Raw genomic sequence first — 20,466 nt, forward strand, 5'->3', positions numbered from 1 at the left:
CAAGTGTCTTAATGTTGAGATTGCGTATGCTGAGGTGGGCGCCGTTCGGAGACGCCCACCGGATCGGCGCGGACAGATGCGGCGCGGACTGAAGGAGTCGGGATGAGTGACGCGGTGGACGCGATCGTCGGCCAGTGGGAGAAGGAGCGGCCCGACCTGGTCCCCCACCTCTGGCCGGTGCATCTGCTGGCCCGTATCCAGCGCCTCGCGCGGGTGGTGGAGAAGAGCTGCAAGACGACGGCGGCCAAGCACGGTCTGGAGTACGGCGAGTTCGACGTCCTGACCACGCTCAAGCGCTCGGGGCCGCCGTACCAGCTGACGGCCGGCGCGTTCCTCAAGGCCGCGATGGTGACGTCCGGGGCCATCACCAACCGCATCGACCGTATGGAGGCGAAGGGGCTGGTCGAGCGGGTCCGCGAGGGCAGCGACCGGCGCACCGTGCAGATCCGCCTCACCGAACACGGCGCCGCGATCATCGACGCCGCGATGGTGGAGCACCTCGCGAACTACGCGACCCTGCTGGCCGACATCGACCGCGGGACGGTCGACCGGGCCGCCGAGAGCCTCCGCGAGATCAGCGAGGCACTCGGGGACACGTCGATCGGCTGAGGCGGTGACTCCTTCCGGCCGTATCGGTCGGGCCGGTCGCCCTGGTCGTACTGGCTGAGCTGGTGCCGGGGTCGTGCCGGCTGAGACGGTGGCTCCGGCCGCACCGCTGGAGCCGATAACCCTTCGGGATCAGCCCGCCGCCAGCCCTGTCTTCAGGCCCGCCCCGCACAGCGGCACCACCGTCGTCCCCTGCGCCGGCCGCGCGCCGACGGCCGCCCAGCACGCCACTCCCGTCGACTCCACGAACAGTCCGCGCGCCGCCAGATCCCGCTGCGCCGCGCGGATCTGGTCCTCCGTCACCGTCAGGAAGGTCCCGCCCGTCTCGCGCACGGCCCGCAGGATCTGCCGGGCGCGCGGCGGGTTCGGGATCGCGATGCCCTCCGCGAGGGTGGCCCGTACGGGAGCCGGACCCGGCAGTTCGTCCGCCCCCGCGTGGAACGCCCGGGCGAGCGGGGAGACCGCCTCGGCCTGGACCGCGACCAGCGCCGGGCGCCTGTCGATCAGCCCGTGCCCGTACAGCTCGGAGATGGCCAGCGACGCGCCGAGCAGCAGCGTGCCGTTGCCGACGGGGACGACGACGGTGTCCGGGAGCCGGCCGCCCAGGTCCTCCCAGATCTCGTAGACGTACGTCTTCGTGCCGTGCAGGAAGAACGGGTTGTGGACGTGCGAGGCGTAGAACGTGCCGGGTTCGTCGGCCGCCGCGCGGGCGGCGCGCGCGGTCGCCTCGCGGTCCCCCGGCACGACGGTCAGCCGTGCTCCGTGCGCCCGGATCTGCTCCAGCTTCTTCGCGGACGTGCCCTCGGGCACGTACACGACGCAGTCGAGTCCGGCCCGGGCGCAGTACGCGGCGACGGCCGTGCCCGCGTTGCCGCTGCTGTCGGCGACGACCCGGCGGGGCTCCAGGCGGCGTGCCAGCTCGGCGAGTTGGACGGCCCCCCGGTCCTTGAAGGAGAGGGTCGGCATCAGGAAGTCGAGTTTGGCCGAAACCGTGTCCGTGAGCGGGACGAGCGGGGTGCGGCCCTCGCCGAGCGTCGTGTACGGGTCGGAGAGCGGCAGCGCCTCCGCGTAGCGCCACAGTGAATTGACGCGCCCCGCAAGCGAGGTGAGCTGCACGGGCGCGGCCTTGAAGTCGAGATCCCACGGACCTCCGCAGCGTGGACAGCACCAGGCGAGCGACTCGACAGGGGTTTGCACGTCACACCGTGGACACATGTACGCCGTCATACGAACCAGCATGGCAGTTGTGTGGCACACGTGTTGCGTGGTGTCCCGTCCTCTTGTGGGATTCCTATGGATCCGTCAACCTTTCGCTCGGCAGCCGGGCATGGCAGACGCCGTGGACAATCCACGCTGATTTGTCATGTCCCTGCTGAACCCCCACAGCAGCGCACCACCAATGAGGAGGATCCCTCACATGTCAGTGATGCGTGACGCGCGGCGCAGATACGCCGCCGCCAGTGCCATAGCCGTCGCCGCCCTCACCCTCGGCACCCTGTCCGCCCTCCCGGCGGCCGCCGCCCAGGCCGCCCCGGAAGGCGTCATCCAGAACGCGGGCGTCCCGGACGCGGTCGCGGGCAGCTATATCGTCACCCTCGACGACTCCGCCGACTCGGAGTCGAAGGCGGGCAAGGCGGTCGCGGCGAAGTACGGCGCGAAGATCAGGAAGACGTACACCTCGGCGATCAACGGATACTCCGTCGAGCTCTCCGAGGCGCAGGCGAAGAAGCTCGCCGCCGACCCCGCCGTCGAGTCGGTCGTGCAGAACCGTGTCTTCAAGATCTCCGGAACGCAGCCCTCACCGCCGTCCTGGGGCCTGGACCGGATCGACCAGAAGGCCCTTCCGCTCAATCAGAGCTACACCTACCCGGACACCGCCGGCGAGGGCGTCACGGCGTACATCATCGACACCGGTGTACGGATCACCCACAGCACCTTCGGCGGCCGCGCCTCCTACGGCTACGACGCCATCGACAACGACAACACCGCCCAGGACGGCCACGGCCACGGCACCCATGTCGCCGGTACCGTCGCGGGCTCCACCTACGGTGTCGCCAAGAAGGCCAAGATCGTCGGCGTCCGCGTCCTCGACGACTCCGGCTCCGGTACGACCGAGCAGGTCGTCGCCGGCATCGACTGGGTGACCCGGAACGCGGTCAAGCCGGCCGTCGCCAACATGAGCCTCGGTGGCGGTGTGGACACGGTCCTCGACGAGGCCGTACGCAACTCCATCGCCTCCGGCGTCACCTACGCCGTCGCAGCGGGCAACGACAGCTCCAATGCCTCGAACTACTCCCCGGCCCGTGTCGCCGAGGCCATCACGGTCGGTTCGACGACCAGCACCGACGCCCGCTCCAGCTTCTCCAACTACGGCACCGTGCTGGACATCTTCGCCCCGGGTTCCTCGATCACCTCGTCGTGGAACTCCAGCGACACCGCGACCAACACCATCTCCGGTACGTCGATGGCCACTCCGCACGTCGTGGGCGCGGCCGCGCTGTACCTCTCCGAGAACCGGACGGCCACCCCGGCCCAGGTGGCCTCGGCCCTGACGGCCGCGGCCACACCGAACGTCGTCGGCAGTCCGGGCACCGGCTCGCCGAACCGTCTGCTGTACGTCGGCGGCGGCACCACCCAGCCGCCCGGCAAGAAGTTCGAGAACACCACGGACTATGCGATCGCCGACAACGCGACCGTCGAGTCCCCGGTCACCGTGAGCGGCATCACCGGCAACGCGCCGTCGGCCCTCCAGGTACCGGTGAACATCGTGCACACCTACATCGGCGACCTGCAGGTGCAGTTGGTCGCACCCGACGGCACCGCCTACACGCTGAAGGGCTACGGCACCGGCGGCAGCTCGGACAACATCAACACCACGTACACGGTCAACGCCTCCTCGGAGGTCGCGAACGGCACGTGGAAGCTGCGGGTCAGCGACAACGCGAACTACGACACCGGGAAGATCGACTCCTGGGCGCTGCAGTTCTGACGCCCTGACGCCCTGACGCCTGACGGCAGGGACAGCTGAACCCCTGGGGGGCGGCCGCCGACGAGCGGCCGCCCCTTCTCGTCCTGCCGTACGCGTGGAGCCGGGGCCGGAACTCACGAACCAGCGCGGTGAGGTTCCGCTTGCCCTCGGGGCGGTACACGGTGTCCGTGTCGGCCGCCGAGGCCGGCCACTCGCAGTCGAGGTCGACGCCGTCGAAGAGACCGGCGCCCGCGCCCGCGCCCCCACGCGCTCCGTCGGCCGGGAGATTGCCCTTGATGTAGAGGTCGATGCAGGAGGCGACGAACGCCTTGCGGGACGCGGGGGTCCGGGCGGCGTCCGCGAAGTGGGTCGACCAGCTCCAGTCGCCGAGCGAGCTGAGGACCTTGAGGCCGGGGTGCTTGGCCTTGAGCTCCTTCAACTGGTTGAACTTGCCCGCGAGCGGCTGCTCGGCGGTGTCGGCGACGCGTCCACGGAACCCGGGGTGTCCAGCGGGCGGACGTAGCCGGCCCAGGCGTCGGCCTCGCCGGGGGTGTTGCCGGTGAAGCACGTGTCGTTCGAACCGACGTTGCGAGGGGTGGCGCGAAGTGCTCGGCGCCCCCGCGCGGGCGCCGATAAAACCCCGCACAGCCGCAGCTCATCACTTCGAGTGAATCTTTGGCCCATGCTTGCGACGTACAACCGTCGGTTGCCACGCTGTAGCTGTCTGTCAACCTGATGGGAGTGTCCAGTGACATTCGGTGAGCAGCCCGCCTATCTGCGCGTTGCAAGCGATCTCCGCAAAAAGATCGTCAATGGCTCGCTGCCGCCGCACACCCGCCTTCCCTCGCAGGCCCGCATCCGCGAGGAGTACGGCGTCTCGGACACCGTCGCACTGGAGGCCCGCAAGGTGCTGATGGCCGAGGGGCTGGTCGAGGGCCGGTCGGGCTCGGGGACGTACGTGCGGGAGCGTCCCGTGCCGCGCCGGATCGCCCGCTCCGGCTATCGCCCGCCCGCCGGCGCCAACCCCTTCCGGCAGGAGCAGGCGGAGGAAGGCACCCGGGGGACCTGGGAGTCCCGCAGTGAGCAGGAGGTCGCGAGCGCCGAGATCGCCGCGCGGCTGGGCATCGAACCGGGCGAGCGCGTGATGCGCACGCGGTACGTCTTCCGGGACGGTGGCGAGGCCATGATGCTCTCCACCTCCTGGGAGCCCCTCGCGGTCACCGGGCGGACACCCGTGATGCTCCCCGAGGAGGGGCCGTTGGGCGGCTGCGGGGTCGTCGAGCGGATGGCGGCCATCGATGTGGTCGTGGACAACGTCCTGGAGGAGGTCGGCGCGCGCCCGGGGCTGGCGGAGGAGCTCCTGGCGCTCGGCGGCGTGCCGGGCCATGTGGTGATGGTGGTGGAGCGCACGTACTACGCCTCCGGTCGGGCGGTGGAGACGGCGGATGTGGTCGTGCCGGCCGACCGATACCGGATCACCTACCACCTGCCGGTGCGCTGAAGGCGGGCTCTCTCCGGGAGCTTTCGGGGGCGTGAGCGCGAGTCGACGCGCAACTTCCGTAAGGCCCTATTCGCGGGCGATGAATTCGGCGATGTTCGGCCACTGCCCGGACATCGCCGACTGCCCGGTGCGTTCTGGCCCATCTGCTCGCTGTGCCGCTTCCTGGACGCCGAATGCGAAGACGTCTGCCGCGAGAATCGGCAAGGTGCCTTCCCGCTGCCGATACGTACTCTGCCCACGGTGAACGGTGGTTGTCCGGAGTCTTGTTGACGGGAAAACCCGGTGGGCGAGGGGGCGTGACCGGCCGGTCGCGCCCCCTCGCGTAGCTGCTTCTTGGCCAGATGCGTATCTCTTTGTGAAAAGACGTATCCGCTGTGTAAAGGTCAGGCGTAAGCTCGGGCATATGCGGAGTGCTGTTTCCTGGACATCGTTGGGAACGTCGAAGGCATGCGGACCGTCGAAGGGTGGGGCGTAATGAACGACAGTGGCGCTGTCCTCCCCTGGCTGGTCATACGGCAGGACGACAACGGCAACCGCTATCGCGTGGGCAGATACGCCAGTGAGGACGAGGCGCAGGAGATCGCCGACAGCCTCGACTCGCGCGGCCACAAGCAGCTCTACTGGGTCGAGCACATAAGCCAGGCCGCGGTCTAGGCGATCCGGCCCGCCCTGGCGCGGTCCCGGTCGGGCCTCGGTCCCGGGTTACGCTCCGGCGCATGACAGATCGCGTGGTGGTCGCCGGAGCCGTGTACGACCAGGGGCGGCTGCTGGCCGCGCGGCGCAGTGCGCCCCCCGAGCTGGCCGGCCGCTGGGAGCTGCCCGGCGGCAAGGTGGAGCCGGGGGAGAGCCCCGAGTCGGCACTGGTGCGCGAGCTGCGCGAGGAGCTGGGCGTCGAGACCGAGCCGGGGGAGCGCATCCCCGGCGAATGGCCGCTCAAGCCCGGCTATGTCCTCCAGGTCTGGACGGCCCGTGTGCTCTCCGGTGTGCCGCAGCCCCTGGAGGATCATGACGAGCTGCGCTGGCTGTCCCGTGATGAGCTGGAGACGGTGGACTGGCTGGACCAGGACCGGCCGGCGGTGGCGGAGGCCGCGCTGCGACTCCCCGCCGCGCCGCACCTGACCGCCCCTCCCTCGTAGCCCCGTCCGCCCATGTCTCTCCGTTCCATGCCTCCACGGAGCGCGCGGCGGCGCCGTACGCCGTTCGTGCCACAGTGCGCCAACTGGGGCGATACTTCGTCGCGAATATCGGGTATGTGCTGATTAACCCCCCGAAAAAGGACGTGGGTCTCCGGCTGGTCTGGGATGTGATCGGCGTGGTCGACACCGCAGGCGAATGCGCCGAGTGGACCTTTCCGGCTGAACCCAACGCCGTGCGCGCCGCCCGCCACGTGGTCCGTGACACCCTCCGGGGCTGGCATCTGGACGCCACCGTCGTCGACGTGACCGTCCTCCTGGTCAGCGAGCTCGTGACCAACTCCCTGCGCCACGCCTCCGGCCCCATCGGGGTCCGCCTCGTCCGCCCCCACGCCGACGCCGACCCGGTCCCGCCGCACGCGGCCCTTCTGGTCGAGGTGTCCGATCCGCTTCCGGATCCGCCCGCCGAGCGCGTCGCCGGGCCCGACGACGAGGGCGGCCGGGGCCTGCAGCTGGTGGCTGGATCCGCACGGCGCTGGGGGACCCGCAAGGGAAGAACGGGCAAGACAGTGTGGTTCGAGCTCACGCTTCCTGGTTAGGAGTGTCAGGGGACAACGATCACCACGTGCACTCGGCTCAAAATGAACGAGACCAGCCTGTGATCGTGAACGTCGTGCCGACGGGGGCCGTAGTGCTGAATACTGCGGGCATGGCCGGTCCGGTGCGGTGAGCTGGAGGGGACGGTCGCGTGAGCGAGATACCTGAGACGGCGAGCGGCGTCGTGTGGCAGAGCAGCCCGCCTGGCTCGATCTATGACTACATTCGAGTCGCCTCCTTCTCGATCGGGCCCGACGGCCTGGTCGATCAGTGGAGCCGGCGCGCCGTCGAGCTGTTCGGCATCCCCGCGTCCGAGGTCAGGGGCAAGGACCCGGTCGAGGCCTTCATGCCCGGCGAGCTCCGCTCCCGCGGCCACCGCAAGATCGCCGAGATTCTCGACGGCAAGGAGTGGACGGGCCTGGTCCCGTTCCGTATCCCGGGGCAGCGGCGGAAGCACGGCATCGCGGAGATGTATGTGATGCCCAGCGAGACCGAGGACGGCGAGCGGGCCGCGCTCTGCATCGTGGTGGATGTCCGGGTGCTGCGCCGGATCGAGACGGATCTTGCCGCTTCGCAGGCGATATTCGGCCAATCGCCCTTCGGCTTTCTGCTCTTCGACATGGACCTCACCGTGAAGCGGACCAACGAGCGCTTCGCCACCGTGTTCGGCGGCTCCGCCGACGACCACCGCGGCCGGACCGTCCACGACTATCTCTCCCGGCCCGAGGCCGACCGGATGACCGCGGCCCTGCGCAAGGTCCTGGAGACGGGCGAGTCCGTCACCGACCTCCAGATCGTCGGCGCCGTACCCGGCAGCACGGAGCGCCGCCACTGGTCGATCAACCTCTACCGCGTGCACAGCGGCGCCGGCCGGCCCATCGGAGTCGCCGGTCTCGGCACCGATGTCACCCGCCGCGACAACGCCGCCCGCGAGGCGGCCAGCGCCCGCCGCAATCTCGCCCTCCTCAATGAGGCCAGCGCCCGCATCGGGAACTCCCTGGACCTGGAGACCACCGCCCGCGAACTCCTCGATGTCGCCGTGCCGGGCTTCTGCGACCTCGCCTCCGTCGACCTCTACCAGGGGTTGCTCACCGGCGAGGAGGCCCCGCCCGGGCGCGGGGGCTCCCCGCGGGCCGGCGGCTACGGCGGAGGCAGCGCCGATCTGCGCCGCGTCGCCTTCTCCAGCGCCGTCTCCGACACTCCGCTGGCCAACCCCGGAGCCGCGGCGGGCTGCTGCGAGTCCGAGCCGGTCGAGGTCGGGGCCGTCCACCACTATCCGTTCAACTCCCCGTGCGCGAGCGCGCTGCGCACCGGCCGCGTGCAGACCCTGCCCGGCGCCGAGGGCAGCCTCGTCCAGTCCACGCTCGCGGTGCCGATGGTCGCCCACGACACCGTCGTCGGACTCGTCCTCTTCTCCCGCACGAAGGGCAGCGAGCCCTTCGGGGAGCGGGACCGGGCGCTCGCCGTCGAGCTCGCCGCCCGCGCCGCGGTCTGTATCGACAACGCGCGCCTCTACCGCCGCGAGCACGAACGGGCCCTGATACTCCAGCGCAGCCTGCTGCCGCCCGGTGACCCCGAGGCCGCCGGCCTCGACATCGCCTGCCGCTATCTGCCGGGCAACACCGCCACCGAGGTGGGCGGCGACTGGTTCGACGTCATCGAACTGCCCGGGCACCGCACCGCGCTCGTCATCGGCGACGTCATGGGCCGCGGTCTGCGCGCCGCCGTCGCCATGGGAGAACTGCGCACCGCCGTACGCACCCTGGCCCAGCTCGACCTGGAACCCGCCGAGGTCCTCTCCCACCTCGACGAGATCGCCCGTGGCCTCGGCACGCCCGGCGGCCCCCAGACGGCCCGGGTCGCCCACCGTGGCCCGGAGCTGTCCGAGGTCTACCTCGCGACCTGTGTGTACGCCGTCTACGACCCGGTCACCCGGCGCTGTACGTTCGCCAACGCCGGCCACCTCCCGCCGGTCCTCGTCGAACCGGGTGAGCCGGCGCTGTTGCTCGACGTACCCCCGGGGATGCCGCTGGGCGTCGGCGGCGAACCATTCGAGGAGGTGGAGGTCGAGCTGCCGGAAGGGGCGCTGCTCGCGCTGTACACCGACGGGCTCGTGGAGTCCCGGGACCACCCCCTGGACGAGGGCCTCGCCGCGTTCCGCAGCGCCCTCGCCGATCACAGCCGCCCCCTGGAGGACGTCTGCGACGGCGTACTGAACACCCTCGACACCGGCCACGGCGAGGACGACATCGCGCTGCTCATGGCCCGCGTCGAAGGCCTGCCGGTCGAGGCGGTCGGCGACTGGCGACTGCCCCGCGAACCCCGCTCGGTGGGCCGCGCCCGTGAGCTGGCCCGTGCCCAGCTCACGGCCTGGGGCCTGGAGCCGCTGGTCGACACCGTCGAACTGCTGGTCAGCGAGCTGGTCACCAACGCCCTGCGGTACGGAGAGGGCGAGATCCGGCTGCGGCTGCTGCGTGATCGCACCCTGGTCTGCGAGGTCTGGGACGCCGGGCTCGTCCAGCCGAGGCGGCGCCGGGCCCGCGACACGGACGAGGGGGGCCGCGGCCTGCAGCTCGTCGGCCTGCTCAGCGCGGCGTGGGGCTCGCGCCGCACGCCCAGGGGGAAGACGGTCTGGTTCGACCTCGCCCTGCCCGACGGCGACGCGTCGTCCGAACCCTCCGTGGAGCAGCTCCTGAGCATGTTCTGACCCCGGCGCCCGGGCCCCGCTCCACGCCCGGCCCCATGCCCAGGCTCCGCTCAGAGTCTCGGCCGCCCTCTCCCTGGCCCGCGGCCCGTCGGCGTCCCCGCGCCCGGGGGGCTACGCCGCCTTCAGCGCGGCCAGCCGGGCCTCGATCTCCGCGCGGTCGCCGAGGCTGTCGAGCTCTTCGAACTGGGCGTCCAGCGACGAGGCCGCGAGCTCCTGCTTGCCCATCGCCTTGGCCTCCTCGCGCCGCACCTTGTCCTCGAAGCGGCTCAGCTCGCTCGTCGGGTCGAGGACGTCGATGTTCTTCACGGCGTCCATCATCCGGTTCTGCGCCTTCGCGGACTGGGCCCGGGCCACCAGCTCGTCGCGCTTCGACCGGAGCTCCGTCAGCTTGGTCTTCATCTGCTCCAGGCCGCTCTTGAGCTTGTCGACCACCTCCGTCTGCGAGGCGATGGTCGGCTCGGCGGTCCTCGCCTCCTGCTCCGATCGGAGCTGGCGGCCCAGGGCGACCTTCGCCAGATTGTCGAATCTGTCGGCGTCCGCCGTCTGCCCCGAGGAGCGCAGCTCGTCCGCCTTTCTGCTGGCGGCCAGGGCCTTCTCGCCCCACTCCCTCGCCGCCGCCACGTCCTCCTGGTGGTCCTGCTCCAGCAGCCGCAGATTGCCGATCGTCGACGCCACAGCCTGCTCGGCCTCGCTGATGTTGTCGGTGTAGTCGCGGATCAGCTGGTCGAGCATCTTCTGCGGATCCTCCGCCTGGTCCAACAGCGCGTTGATGTTGGCCTTCGCGAGCTGGGCCACGCGGCCGAGGACGGTCTGCTTGGTCATGACTTCTCTCCTTGGTGTCGGAAAGGGCAGGCGCCTTGTCAGAAGCGGCCGCCGCCGCCCAGCCGGCCACGGGTCCCGCCGCCCCCGAAGCTGCCCGGGCCGCCACCGGAGCCGCCGCCCCCGAAACCCCCTCCGAACCCCCCGCCCCCGAAACCGCCGCCGTGACCGCCTCCCCTTCCTCCGCCGAACAGTCCGCCGAGGATGATGCCGCCGAGCACCGCTCCGCCGAGCCCGCCGCCACCCCCCACCCCTGTCGCGCCGCCCGGCGCGTTCGGGTTCCCATAGGTGCGCACATCCTGCTCGGCGAGGCTCTGCGCCTGTCTGGCCAGCGCGTCCGCCTGCTGCGCCTCGGCCAGCGCGCCCTGCGCGTCCTGCGCGGAGGACGCCGCACCGGCCCGCTCCAGCCGCCGCTGGGCCTCCGCCAGCCGCGTGCGGGCCTCGCTGCCGACCGCGCCGCGATGGGTCGTGATGTAGTCGCCGGCCGCGCCGACCGCCGAGCGGGCGGTCAGCATCGCCTGATCGAGGAGCCCGCGCGCACGCCGTGACCCCGATTCGCGCTCCCGCGCGCCGGCCAGCGCCTCGTCCAGCGCCGCGTCGGCCTCCTCCACCCGGCGCAGGGCGTCGATCGGGTCGTACTTTCCGGCCTCCACCAGCCGGCGTACGTCCGCGACGACCGACTCGGCCCGGGCCGCCCGGCCCTGGAGATCCGCCGTCGACGTCCCCTCCGGTGTGCCCCGGAGCAGTCCGTGGGCATCGGCGAGGTCGGCCTCGGTCTCGGTGAGCGCGCCGGGGAGCCTGCCTACCGCCTCTGCCAGCTCCCGCGCCCGCCGGTCGACGGCGTCCACGAGCCGCGCCGCCTGGTCGAGCGCCCCTTCGGCAGCCCGTACGTGCACCGCCGCCGCGCCGTTGTCGCCGTCGTCCACGGCTCGGCGTGCCCGGCTCAGATTGTCGGTCGCGAACACCAGTCGGTCCTTGGCCTGTTCGGCATGGCTCGCGACGGGCGAGGCCGCCGACTCGGCGTACCGCTCCCGCATCGCGCCGAGCATCGCCGAGGCCGTGCCCGCCCGGCCGGTCTGCTCCCGCAGTGTGTTCTCGGCGGCGGCGAGGGCCTGCGGCGCGTTGCGCTCCAGCGCCCGCAGACGGTCGAAGTCCTCGGACTCGGCGTCCAGCCGTTCGTTCGCCCCGGTGCACCGCGTGATGATCTCCGCGAGCATGGACCGCCGGGTCGCGTCGTCCTCCGGGTACGCGTCGTCGAGCTGCTGCCGCAGCCGGAACGCGGCCGTCAGCTCCCCCTTCGCGAAGCCGACCGCCTCTGTGAAGGGTTTCACCGCCTCGTCGCCGAACTGCGCCGCCGCGAACCCCAGTTCCTCCTGGCTGGTGCGCAGGGCGTCATCGGTGCCGACGAGCAGATGCCGGGCCTCCTCGTCGAGCTCGGACAGGGACCTCGGCGCGGGTTGCCTCGGCGCGCCCCAGCCCTGGCCGCCCTGCGGGGTCGTACGGGTCGCGCTGCGGCGCCGCCGCTTGGCGTAGGCGTACGCGGCGACCGCACCCGCCCCGGCGACCACGACCACGGGCATGACCAGGTCCGACGCGGAGGTTCCGCCCCCGCCGCCCGGGTCGGCGGCGCCGGGCGTGATGGTCGGTGTGGGGACCGGCTGTCCCGCCAGCACCGCCCCGAATCCGTCGGCGGCGCCGATCGCGGCGCCCGCCCAGTCGTTCTGGCGGAGCGCCGGCTCGATCGCGGTACGTGCCACGTCGTCGAGTTGCGCCTGGGTGAAGCGCGAGTCGGGGTCGGCGGAGTAGGCGTACTGCCGGTCGTGCGTGGCGACGGCGAGCAGCACATCGTCGACGCTGAACCCGTTGCGCGTCGCGGTCTCATCGGCCCAGCTCTGCGCCGAGCGCCCGGAGAAGTCCCGTACGTACACGACGAAGAGCTGCACGCGCCGGTCGTCGTAGAGCCGGTCCAGGGCCTGGGTGACGGCGGTCCGCCGGTCGCCGAGCGCGTCGACCCTGTCCGTGACCTGCCCCTGGTCGGACAGCGTGACCGGGTCGTCGGCGCGGGCATCGGGCACGGCGGGCACGACCAGCCACCACGCCGCCACCAGCACGCAGAGCAGGAGTCGGGTGGCTATTCGCGTCACATTTCGGAGGTTATGCCGGTAGATGGGCCTCCGCACCCGGGAAGTCACCGCCGAGTGCGGAACCGGGTCACTGTCAGTAGCGACATCTACGGTGGAGATCACTACGAGACAGCTTCCGGGGGCCCCGATGACCGTACGACCGAGCGACGTCCCGCGACGCGCCCGCGCCTGGTTCACGGGACCGCGGCTGAGATGGCCGAAGCGGATCGCGCTGAGCCTCGTCCTGCTGCTGGTCGTGCCCCCGCTCGCCGCGGCGGTCGCCCTGCGCGTCAACTACGCGGGCGAGCCGCCGGAGGGCACCAAGAGCCGGGGCAAGGACGCGGTCTGGCTCGGTCACGCCTGGGTCGACGGGCGGAAGAGGGACGCGGACCTCGACGCCTTCGCACGGCGGATCCGGGGGACCGGGATACGCGACCTGTACGTCCACGCCGGGCCGCTGGAGCATGACGGCACCCTGCCCGCCGCCCGCTACCCCCGCGCGCGGTGGCTGATCGACGCCGTGCACCGCTCGATGCCCGGCATACGGGTCCATGCCTGGCTCGGCGACGTGCTTGCCACCGAACAGCCCGACGGGCTGCGGCTGGAGAAGACGGAGTCCAGGGCCGCCGTCGTGCGCTCGGCGCGCCAGATCCTCGACGCGGGCTTCGACGGCGTCCACTTCGACCTGGAGCCGCTGGAGTCCGGCGACCGCCACTATCTGACGCTCCTCGACGATCTGGGCGAGCTGACCCGCGCCCGCAAGGCGCCGCTGTCCGTCGCGGCCCACCAGATCGACCCGCTGCCGGCCGCCCACGCGGTGAACGGCGCGCTCAGCGGCAGCGAGAAGTGGTGGTCGCAGCGGTTCTTCGGCGAGGTGGCCCGCCGGGTCGACCAGATAGCGGTCATGTCGTACGACACCTGGATGCCGCTGGAGGGCATGTACGGCGGTTACGTCGCCCAGCAGACGAGCCTCGCCCTCGAAGTGACGCCGGAGGACACCGACCTGCTGATGGGGCTGCCCTTCTTCCACGAGGACGACCTCGGCCACCACGAGTCCGCGGAGACGGTCGCCGCCGCGGTCCGCGGCACCCGGCTGGGGCTGGGACGCACGGATCGCGACCGCAAGCGGTTCGGGGTCGCGCTCTACGTCGACTTCGCGGCGACGGACGCGGACTGGGAGGCCTACCGCAAGCGCTGGCACTGACCGCGTCCCGCCGCCGCGCCGGGCGGGCCCCCGCACGACCATCTGACCGGACGGCTCACGACCGCCCCAGCGAAGGCCCCACGACCGCCCCGCGGCCGTCAGTCCGACGGGTCGCGCCGCCGAATCTTGTTGCCCAGCCAGACCAGCGGGTCGTACTTGCGGTCCACGGCCCGCTCCTTCAGCGGGATCAGCGCGTTGTCGGTGATCTTGATGCCCTCGGGGCACACCTCCGTACAGCACTTGGTGATGTTGCAGTAGCCGAGGCCGTGTTCCTCCTGGGCCGACGCCTTGCGGTCGAGTCCCGCCTCGGCCGCCGCGTCCAGGGGATGCATGTCCAGCTCCGCGATCCGCATCAGGAAGCGCGGCCCGGCGAAGGCCGTCTTGTTCTCCTCGTGGTCACGCACCACATGGCACGTGTCCTGGCACAGGAAACACTCGATGCACTTGCGGAACTCCTGGGAGCGGTCCACATCGACCTGCCGCATCCGGTACTCGCCCGGCTTCACCCCCGCCGGCGGGACGAACGCGGGCACCTCCCGCGCCTTGCGGTAGTTGAAGGACACGTCCGTCACCAGGTCACGCACCACGGGGAAGGTCCGCATCGGCGTCACCGTGATCGTCTCCTCGCGGGTGAAGACCGACATCCGCGTCATGCACATCAGCCGTGGCCGGCCGTTGATCTCGGCGCTGCACGAACCGCACTTGCCCGCCTTGCAGTTCCAGCGGACCGCCAGATCCGGGGTCTGCGTCGCCTGAAGGCGGTGGATGATGTCGAGGACGACCTCTCCGTCGTGAACCTCGACGGAGAAGTCCTCCAGACCGCCTCCGTCCGCGTCGCCCCGCCACACCTTGAACCGGGCCTCATACGTGCTCACTCGTAGAGCTCCTCTTCGGCGAGGTACTTGACCAGCTCCTCCTTCTCGAAGAGGGAGAGCAGGTCGGGACGGATGGGCTCGGTGCGCTGCCGGACGAGTTCGATGTGGGGCGAGGCCGGGTCCTCGGGGGCGGGCTGGACCGGGCGGCACAGCAGGTTCACCGGGCGCCACTCCCGCTCCATCGCCGGGTAGTCCTCGCGGGTGTGGCCGCCCCGGCTCTCGGTGCGCTCCAGCGCCGCCAGCGCGACGCATTCACTGACCAGCAGCATGTTGCGCAGGTCGAGGGCCAGGTGCCAGCCGGGGTTGAACTGGCGGTGCCCCTCGACGCCGGCCCGCCGGGCCCGTGCCCGCAGCTCGCCCAGTTTCTCCAGGGCCTGCTCCATCTCGCCCTCACGGCGGATGATGCCGACGAGGTCGTTCATCGTCTGCTGGAGTTCCTGGTGCAGGGTGTACGGGTTCTCCGCGCGGGAGCCCGCGCCCACCCCCGAGCCGCTGCCGACACCGGCCTCCGAGCCGCTCGCCGCGCTCGTCGCCGCGCCCCTCTCCGCGCTCTCGTCCGCGCGGAACGGGGCCAGTGCCTCGGCCGCCGCCGCGTCGATCTCGGCCTCGGACACCGCCGGGCGCACCCCGAGGGCCGCGTGCTCGGCGGCGTGCAGGCCTGCCCGGCGCCCGAAGACCAGCAGGTCGGACAGTGAATTGCCGCCGAGCCGGTTGGAGCCGTGCATCCCGCCCGCGACCTCACCGGCGGCGAACAGCCCGGGAACCCCGAGCGTGGCGGCGGTGTCCGACTCGACGGCGACGCCGCCCATCACGTAGTGACAGGTGGGTCCGACCTCCATGGCCTCCGCCGTGATGTCCACGTCCGCCAGTTCCTTGAACTGGTGGTACATCGACGGCAGCCGGCGCCGGATCGTCTCGGCGGGCATCCGGGTCGACACATCGAGGAACACCCCGCCGTGCGGCGATCCGCGCCCCGCCTTCACCTCAGAGTTGATCGCGCGGGCGACCTCGTCGCGCGGCAGCAGCTCGGGCGGACGCCGGTTGTTGTCCGGGTCCTCGTACCAGCGGTCGCCCTCCTCCTCGGACTGCGCGTACTTCTCCTTGAAGACGTCCGGGATGTAGTCGAACATGAACCGCTTGCCCTCCGAGTTGCGGAGCACCCCGCCGTCACCGCGCACCGACTCGGTGACGAGGATGCCCTTCACCGACGGCGGCCAGACCATCCCGGTGGGGTGGAACTGCACGAACTCCATGTTCAGCAGCGGCGCCCCCGCGAGCAGCGCCAGCGCGTGCCCGTCGCCGGTGTACTCCCACGAGTTGGACGTCACCTTGAACGACTTGCCGATCCCGCCGGTCGCCAGCACCACCGAAGGTGCCTCCAGGACGAAGAACCGCCCCGACTCCCGCTCGTAGCAGAAGGTCCCCGCGACGTGAGCGCCGTCCTTCAGGACCCGGGTGACCGTGCACTCCTGGAAGACCTTGAGCCGGGACTCGTAGTCCCCGGTCTCCTTGAAGTCCTCCTGCTGGAGCGAGACGATCTTCTGCTGGAGCGTACGGATCAGCTCCAGCCCGGTCCGGTCGCCGACGTGCGCGAGGCGCGGGTACTCGTGTCCGCCGAAGTTGCGCTGCGAGATGCGGCCGTCGGCGGTGCGGTCGAAGAGCGCGCCCCAGGTCTCCAGCTCCCACACGCGGTCCGGCGCCTCACGGGCGTGCAGTTCCGCCATCCGCCACTGGTTGAGGAACTTGCCGCCCCGCATGGTGTCGCGGAAATGCACCTGCCAGTTGTCCCCGGCGTTCGCGTTGCCCATGGAGGCGGCGATCCCGCCCTCGGCCATCACGGTGTGTGCCTTGCCGAAGAGTGACTTGCAGATGACGGCGGTACGGGCGCCTCGCTCGCGCGCCTCGATGGCGGCCCGCAGCCCGGCCCCGCCCGCGCCGACCACGACCACGTCCCACTGCTGCCGCTCGACTTGAGCCATGTCAGAAGATCCTCGGGTCGTCGAAGGTGCCGGTCGCGAGCAGGTACACGTAGAAGTCGCAGAGCGCCACGCTGATCAACGACGCCCAGGCGAGCAGCATGTGATGCGCGTTCAGCCGGCCGACCCAGCCCCACAGCCGGTACCGCACCGGGTGCTTGGAGAAGTGCTTGAGCCGTCCGCCGACGATGTGCCGGCAGGAGTGGCAGGAGAGGGTGTACGCCCAGATCAGGACGATGTTGACCAGGAAGACGACCGTCCCGAGCCCCATGTGCCCCCAGGCGTACGAGGAATCGCGGAAGGCGAGCACGGTGTCGTAGGTCAGGATCCCGGCGACCGGCACGGCGGCGTAGAAGAAGTACCGGTGGATGTTCTGCAGGATCAGCGGGAAGCGGGTCTCGCCGGTGTACTTCTTGTGCGGCTCGGCGACCGCGCAGGCCGGGGGAGAGGCCCAGAACCCCCGGTAGTACGCCTTGCGGTAGTAGTAACAGGTCAGCCGGAAACCGAGCGGGAAGATCAGGATCAGCAGGGCGGGGGAGAGGCCCCACCAGCTGCCGAAGATCTCCCAGTTGGGGCCGCCGCGCATCGGGACGCAGTTCTCCGCCAGACAGGGCGAGTAGAACGGGGAGACGTACGGGGCGGCGTAGTAGTCGCTGTTCGCGAAGGCCCGCCAGGTCGAGTAGACGACGAAGGCGAGGAGCCCGGCGGCGGTGACGGCGGGCGCGAGCCACCAGCGGTCGGTACGGAGATGGCGGGCGGCGATGGCGGCGCGTGAGGCGCCGTGCACACCGCCGCGGCCCGGAGCGAGGTCGGGTGGTTCGGTGCCTGTGGCCAACGAGGTCTCCCGTTTGGTTTTGTGAGGCTCGGTTCGCCGCCATCGCGGCGGCCCGGTTCGCCTCCGGGGCGCTCAGAGCGCCCCTTCGGCTCACTCGCCGTGGCTCGCTCGTCCGGGGTCAGGGCGCGTGGCGGTCCCGGGCGCCGAGGCCCTCGTCGTCCGTGTCCGTCCACAGCGCGCTGTTGTACGGGGCGTCCGGGATGGTCACCAGCGGCTCGGGGCGGCCCCCCGGCGGCGGGGACGCGGGGGGCGACGGCGGGGACGTGGGCTGGGTGCCCCGCTCCTCCGCGATGCTGCGCTCCAGCTGTCCGACCGTGCGGACCAGGTCCTCGAGGCAGCGCTTGACCGCCGTCAAATCGTCCTGCAGGGACATGAGTTGCCCTCACTTCCGCGATGGCGGGTGGCAAACACGCGCCTGAGAGTGTTGCGCTTCACATCCCCCGTTGTGAAGCCATGTGCACGGATTCCACTCGTCTGGGGGCGCGGTTCCGGCTCGTTCGCCTCCGGCGCGTTCAAGGGTCCGGCGGCGGCTGCACGGCCCCGTTGGGCCGCACGGGTGGCGTTTGCGGGCCGTGTCGCCGTGTCGCCGTCACCAGGCCCTCTCTGTCCTTTTCAGTGTATGAGCAATAGGTGTGATCATCTCTAAATTCCACAAACCAGGACGAAGAGGTACAAGTCATGTACCAGGCCGGCGCCCCTCGCGGGAGGACACGCTCCCGGACCCCCCGCTTCCGCACACTCCGCTCCGTCGCGCTGCTCACCAGCGGGGTCCTCGCCGTCTCCGTACTGGCCGGCTGCAGCTCCGGCGAGGACGAGGGCGGCGCCGTGGCCGCCCCCCAGGACATCGCCCCGGCCGCACGCGAGCGGGTCGCGGACGGTGGCACCGTTCGCTGGGCCGTCGACACGACGCCCACCACGCTGAACGCCTTCCAGGCCGACGCCGACACCACGACCTCCCGGGTCACCGGCGCCGTGCTGCCGGCCCTCTTCACGCTGGACGCGCGCGGCCGCCCGCAGCGCAACCCCGACTACCTCGAATCGGCCGCGGTCATCGAGCGCGAGCCCAAGCAGGTCGTCCTCTACAAGCTCAACCAGCAGGCCGTGTGGAGCGACGGCCGGGAGATCGGCGCCCCCGACTTCGTCGCCCAGTGGAGGGCGCTGGGCGGCCGGGACACCGCGTACTGGACCGCGCGCAACTCCGGCTACGAGCGGATCCAGAAGATCGAGCGCGGCGCGAACGACCTGGAGGTCCGGGTCACCTTCAACAAGCCGTACGCCGACTGGCAGTCCCTCTTCACCCCGCTCTACCCCAAGGACGTCATGGGGACGCCGGCCGCCTTCAACGACGGCGCGCGGACGAAGCTCACCTCCACCGCAGGACCGTTTCAGCTGAAGGCCCTGGACGCGAAGACCGGCACCACGACGCTGGTGCGCAATCCGCGCTGGTGGGGGCAGCCCGCCAAGCTCGACTCGCTGGTCCTGAAGACCGTCCCCCGCACCGGCCGCGCCTCCGCGCTCGCCAAGGGCACGGTGGATCTGGCCGAGATCGACCGCGACGCGGCGGAACGTATCGCCCTCGCGGCACGGGACAAGGGCGCCGGCGGACAGCCGCTGACCCACGGGCCCGGCGCCGCCATCACCCCCTCGGCCGCACTGCGGTCCTGGGCGCTGGCCCACGGCTCCGACCAGCAGCAGGCGGAGATCGTCCAGGCGGCCCGGCAGAAGAACCAGGAAGCCATCGCCCGGTACGCCACCGAACAGCGGGCGCTGCACGGCTATGTGCTCCGCAAGTCGCTGGAGCCCGCGTACACGCAGCTCGCGCTGAACGGGGAGTCCGGCCCGCTCGCCGACGAGCGGGTGCGCCGGGCCGTCGCCCGCGCGCTGGACCGCAAGGAGCTCGCCGAGGCGGTACTGGCCCCGCTCGGACTGCCCGCGCAGCCGCCCGGCAGCCACCTTGCCCTCGCCGGACAGGCCGCGTACGCCGACAGCAGTGACGCGCTCGGCGAGCAGGACACCAAGGAGGCCCGGGCGCTGCTGGCCGACGCGGGGTGGACGAAGGGCGGCGCGAGCGAGCGGGCCGGCACGAAGGCCGGCGGCGAGGCCGGGGCCAAGAGGACGGGCAAGGGCGCCGGGTCCACCAGTGAGGCCACCACGCAGGACAAGGCCAAGAAGAAGCAGGACAAGGCCAAGAAGAAGGAGAGCGACACCGCCTCCGACGACGGTCTCTACATCGTCGGTGACGACAAGCCGGGCGAGGGTGTCGAACCGCTGATCGGTGGCCAGGAGCCGGGCACCACCGTTCTGGCGCCGGCTGCCGGCGCCGCCCTCCAGAGCGTCGCGCTGCTGCGTCAGGCCCAGGAGCTGGAGGCCGAGGCCGATGGGACGGCGGGGACCGGGGCCAAGGTCGCCGCCGGTTCCGACAAGGGCGTCGCCGGCGCGTACGCGCCGCGCGGCACCGCCGCCCCGGCACCCGGCGCCGCGGCCGCTGCCGCTGCCGCGGGCCCGCTCGGCAAGGGCGGCAAGCCGCTCACGCTCCGCTTCGTCCTGCCGTCCGGCCCGGGCTCCGAGGCGCTGCGCACCGTCGGCGACAAGATCGTCCGGATGCTCGACCGGGTGGGCATCCGCACCACGATCACCAAGGTGCCCGACGACAGCTTCTTCAAGGACCACATCGCCGCGGGCGAGTACGACCTGGCGCTCTACTCCTGGCCCGCGACCGCCTTCCCGGCGACTGACGCCCGGCCGATCTACGCCAAGCCGGAGCCGGCCAGTGACGGCTCGCTCCTGGTCGAGCAGAACTACTCGCGCGTCGGCACCGACCGCATCGACCAGCTGTTCGACCAGGCGGCGGGTGAGCTGGACGAGAAGACGGCCAGGGACCTGGTCCGGCAGGCCGACGCCCGGATCTGGGCCGCGGCCGGCTCCATTCCCCTCTATCAGCGGCCCCAGCTGGTGGCGGCCAAGCCCTCGCTCGTGAACGCCGGCGCCTTCGGCTTCGCGACCCCGCGTTACCAGGACATCGGGTTCAAGAAGCCCGAACCCGCCAAGGGTGCGCAGAACGAGAAGAAGTAGCCGGTTGCTTCCTCCGGAGCCCCCCGACGGACCCTGTCGGAAGCGACGAA

General features: G+C 71.4%; 16 protein-coding genes and 1 pseudogene. 9 read left to right on the forward strand and 8 right to left on the reverse strand.

The features are described 5' to 3' along the window. Positions 1–102: 102 nt before the first annotated feature. Positions 103–609: a MarR family winged helix-turn-helix transcriptional regulator gene (locus tag ACZ5VC_RS07040; RefSeq protein WP_469119089.1), complete on the forward strand. Its 507-nt coding sequence runs from the start codon at positions 103–105 to the stop codon at positions 607–609. Positions 610–738: 129 nt separating this feature from the next. Here ACZ5VC_RS07040 and ACZ5VC_RS07045 read toward each other — a convergent pair whose 3' ends face one another. Continuing rightward, on the reverse strand, positions 739–1,833 hold the full coding sequence (locus tag ACZ5VC_RS07045; protein WP_469119090.1) for a threonine synthase: 1,095 nt from the start codon (positions 1,831–1,833) through the stop codon (positions 739–741). 190 nt (positions 1,834–2,023) lie between these two features. Between ACZ5VC_RS07045 and ACZ5VC_RS07050 the strand changes: the two genes are divergently transcribed. After that, on the forward strand, positions 2,024–3,595 hold the full coding sequence (locus ACZ5VC_RS07050) for a S8 family peptidase (RefSeq protein ID WP_469119091.1): 1,572 nt from the start codon (positions 2,024–2,026) through the stop codon (positions 3,593–3,595). A gap of 64 nt (positions 3,596–3,659) precedes the next feature. Here ACZ5VC_RS07050 and ACZ5VC_RS07055 read toward each other — a convergent pair. Further along, positions 3,660–4,144, reverse strand: a pseudogene (locus ACZ5VC_RS07055) (glycosyl hydrolase family 18 protein); the annotation flags it as partial. Positions 4,145–4,322: 178 nt separating this feature from the next. Here ACZ5VC_RS07055 and ACZ5VC_RS07060 point away from each other — a divergent pair. The 5 genes from ACZ5VC_RS07060 to ACZ5VC_RS07080 all read left to right on the forward strand — a co-directional run bounded on the left by ACZ5VC_RS07060 (position 4,323) and on the right by ACZ5VC_RS07080 (position 9,512). Beyond that, positions 4,323–5,075 carry a GntR family transcriptional regulator gene (locus ACZ5VC_RS07060; RefSeq protein WP_469119092.1) on the forward strand — a complete coding sequence of 251 codons (753 nt, stop codon included), beginning with the start codon at positions 4,323–4,325 and terminating at the stop codon, positions 5,073–5,075. A gap of 474 nt (positions 5,076–5,549) precedes the next feature. Next, positions 5,550–5,729, forward strand: coding sequence for an SPOR domain-containing protein (locus ACZ5VC_RS07065; protein ID WP_469119093.1), 180 nt, complete (start codon positions 5,550–5,552; stop codon positions 5,727–5,729). Positions 5,730–5,791: 62 nt separating this feature from the next. Then, entirely contained in the window at positions 5,792–6,211 is a 420-nt protein-coding gene (locus ACZ5VC_RS07070; RefSeq protein ID WP_469119094.1) for a (deoxy)nucleoside triphosphate pyrophosphohydrolase, read from the forward strand. A gap of 167 nt (positions 6,212–6,378) precedes the next feature. Further along, positions 6,379–6,807 carry an ATP-binding protein gene (locus ACZ5VC_RS07075; protein ID WP_469119583.1) on the forward strand — a complete coding sequence of 143 codons (429 nt, stop codon included), beginning with the start codon at positions 6,379–6,381 and terminating at the stop codon, positions 6,805–6,807. A 149-nt stretch (positions 6,808–6,956) separates the two neighbouring features. Continuing rightward, positions 6,957–9,512 carry a SpoIIE family protein phosphatase gene (locus tag ACZ5VC_RS07080; protein WP_469119095.1) on the forward strand — a complete coding sequence of 852 codons (2,556 nt, stop codon included), beginning with the start codon at positions 6,957–6,959 and terminating at the stop codon, positions 9,510–9,512. A 111-nt stretch (positions 9,513–9,623) separates the two neighbouring features. On the opposite strand, the gene ACZ5VC_RS07085 is transcribed toward ACZ5VC_RS07080, so the two are convergent. Together ACZ5VC_RS07085 and ACZ5VC_RS07090 are read right to left on the reverse strand one after the other, a co-directional pair. Beyond that, positions 9,624–10,334, reverse strand: coding sequence for a PspA/IM30 family protein (locus tag ACZ5VC_RS07085; RefSeq protein ID WP_469119096.1), 711 nt, complete (start codon positions 10,332–10,334; stop codon positions 9,624–9,626). 38 nt (positions 10,335–10,372) lie between these two features. After that, positions 10,373–12,475 (reverse strand): TPM domain-containing protein, encoded by a 2,103-nt coding sequence (locus ACZ5VC_RS07090; protein ID WP_469119097.1) that lies wholly within the window; start codon positions 12,473–12,475, stop codon positions 10,373–10,375. A gap of 127 nt (positions 12,476–12,602) precedes the next feature. Between ACZ5VC_RS07090 and ACZ5VC_RS07095 the strand changes: the two genes are divergently transcribed. Continuing rightward, positions 12,603–13,658 (forward strand): glycoside hydrolase family 18 protein, encoded by a 1,056-nt coding sequence (locus tag ACZ5VC_RS07095; protein WP_469119098.1) that lies wholly within the window; start codon positions 12,603–12,605, stop codon positions 13,656–13,658. 98 nt (positions 13,659–13,756) lie between these two features. Here ACZ5VC_RS07095 and ACZ5VC_RS07100 read toward each other — a convergent pair whose 3' ends face one another. From ACZ5VC_RS07100 to ACZ5VC_RS07115, 4 genes are all read right to left on the reverse strand, one after another. Then, on the reverse strand, positions 13,757–14,533 hold the full coding sequence (locus tag ACZ5VC_RS07100; protein ID WP_468711856.1) for a succinate dehydrogenase/fumarate reductase iron-sulfur subunit: 777 nt from the start codon (positions 14,531–14,533) through the stop codon (positions 13,757–13,759). Continuing rightward, positions 14,530–16,512: a fumarate reductase/succinate dehydrogenase flavoprotein subunit gene (locus ACZ5VC_RS07105; protein WP_469119099.1), complete on the reverse strand. Its 1,983-nt coding sequence runs from the start codon at positions 16,510–16,512 to the stop codon at positions 14,530–14,532. Before ACZ5VC_RS07105 ends, ACZ5VC_RS07100 begins: the two co-directional genes overlap by 4 nt. Before the next feature lies 1 nt (position 16,513). Next, on the reverse strand, positions 16,514–17,344 hold the full coding sequence (locus ACZ5VC_RS07110; RefSeq protein WP_469119100.1) for a hypothetical protein: 831 nt from the start codon (positions 17,342–17,344) through the stop codon (positions 16,514–16,516). A 118-nt stretch (positions 17,345–17,462) separates the two neighbouring features. After that, the gene (locus tag ACZ5VC_RS07115; RefSeq protein ID WP_469119101.1) at positions 17,463–17,717 is read right to left on the reverse strand and encodes a hypothetical protein; all 255 of its coding nucleotides are present in this window, start codon (positions 17,715–17,717) and stop codon (positions 17,463–17,465) included. Between the two features lie 305 nt (positions 17,718–18,022). On the opposite strand from ACZ5VC_RS07115, the gene ACZ5VC_RS07120 reads away from it, so the two are divergent. Beyond that, a complete protein-coding gene (locus ACZ5VC_RS07120; protein WP_469119102.1) occupies positions 18,023–20,416 on the forward strand; it encodes an ABC transporter family substrate-binding protein in 2,394 nt (797 codons plus the stop codon). Positions 20,417–20,466: the final 50 nt, after the last annotated feature.

The sequence above is a fragment of the Streptomyces sp. NPDC033174 genome, from assembly GCF_055577795.1.

Coding starts and splice junctions, on each gene's coding strand:
- ACZ5VC_RS07070 (WP_469119094.1), top strand. CDS start 5,792: ATGACAGATCGCGTGGTGGTCGCCGGAGCCGTGTACGACCAGGGGCGG.
- ACZ5VC_RS07040 (WP_469119089.1), top strand. CDS start 103: ATGAGTGACGCGGTGGACGCGATCGTCGGCCAGTGGGAGAAGGAGCGG.
- ACZ5VC_RS07115 (WP_469119101.1), bottom strand. CDS start 17,717: ATGTCCCTGCAGGACGATTTGACGGCGGTCAAGCGCTGCCTCGAGGAC.
- ACZ5VC_RS07095 (WP_469119098.1), top strand. CDS start 12,603: ATGACCGTACGACCGAGCGACGTCCCGCGACGCGCCCGCGCCTGGTTC.
- ACZ5VC_RS07045 (WP_469119090.1), bottom strand. CDS start 1,833: ATGACGGCGTACATGTGTCCACGGTGTGACGTGCAAACCCCTGTCGAG.
- ACZ5VC_RS07085 (WP_469119096.1), bottom strand. CDS start 10,334: ATGACCAAGCAGACCGTCCTCGGCCGCGTGGCCCAGCTCGCGAAGGCC.
- ACZ5VC_RS07065 (WP_469119093.1), top strand. CDS start 5,550: ATGAACGACAGTGGCGCTGTCCTCCCCTGGCTGGTCATACGGCAGGAC.
- ACZ5VC_RS07050 (WP_469119091.1), top strand. CDS start 2,024: ATGTCAGTGATGCGTGACGCGCGGCGCAGATACGCCGCCGCCAGTGCC.
- ACZ5VC_RS07120 (WP_469119102.1), top strand. CDS start 18,023: ATGTACCAGGCCGGCGCCCCTCGCGGGAGGACACGCTCCCGGACCCCC.
- ACZ5VC_RS07105 (WP_469119099.1), bottom strand. CDS start 16,512: ATGGCTCAAGTCGAGCGGCAGCAGTGGGACGTGGTCGTGGTCGGCGCG.